Consider the following 828-nt stretch of genomic DNA (forward strand, 5'->3'; position numbering starts at 1 on the left):
CAGGCGGAGCTCGACCGCCGAGGCAAGTGATGGTGGCGTTTATCGACGAGCACCGCGAGGTCTACGGTGTCGAGCCGATCTGCCAGGTGTTGCCGATCGCGCCGTCGACCTACCACGCGCACAAGGCCCGCGAGCGCGCTCCTAACCGTGCCCCGGCCCGGGTGCGGCGTGATGCCTGGCTCAAGGTCGAGATCGAGCGCGTGTGGCACGAAAACTTCCAGGTGTATGGGGTGCGCAAGGTCTGGCGCCAGCTCACTCGAGAGGGTTTCTTGGTGGCCCGCTGCACGGTCGAGCGGCTGATGCGGGAGCTGGGCCTGGCGGGCGTGGTGCGAGGCAAGGCGGTGAGAACCACTGTCCGGGATACGGCCCAGCCGTGCCCGCGGGACTTGGTCAACCGCGACTTCGCCGCGGACTATCCCAACCAGCTGTGGGTTTCGGATTTCACCTATGTGGCGACCTGGGCCGGCTTTGTCTACGCCGCCTTCGTGATCGACACCTATGCCCGGCGCATCGTCGGCTGGCGGGTGTCCCGCACGCCGCGCACGGACCTGGTGCTGGATGCCTTGGAGCAGGCTCTGTACGAGCGCCGGCTGTCCGACGACAACAGCCTGATCCATCACAGCGATCGCGGGGTGCAATATCTATCGATTCGCTACACCGAGCGATTGGCCGAATCGGAGATCGCGCCCTCGGTCGGCAGTGTGGGCGACTCCTACGACAATGCCCTGGCAGAGACGGTGATCGGGCTGTTCAAGACCGAGGTGATCCGCAAACGCGGCCCTTGGCGGAATCTGGAGGCGGTGGAATTCGCCACCCTGGAGTGGGTGG

The 828-nt window shown here is 65.9% G+C and carries 1 protein-coding gene and 1 other annotated feature; the gene reads left to right on the top strand.

Features of this window, described 5'->3' with window-relative positions; all coding sequences use genetic code 11:
* Positions 1–104: a sequence feature (AL1L pseudoknot), on the top strand. This feature is flagged as partial in the annotation.
* A partial coding sequence (locus PC39_RS16615; RefSeq protein ID WP_353254535.1) for an IS3 family transposase occupies positions 1–828 on the top strand: 828 nt, incomplete at both ends. (Overlaps the previous feature by 104 nt.)

The sequence above is a fragment of the Salinisphaera sp. PC39 genome (assembly GCF_040361335.1).
Taxonomy (GTDB): Bacteria; Pseudomonadota; Gammaproteobacteria; order Nevskiales; family Salinisphaeraceae; genus APNM01.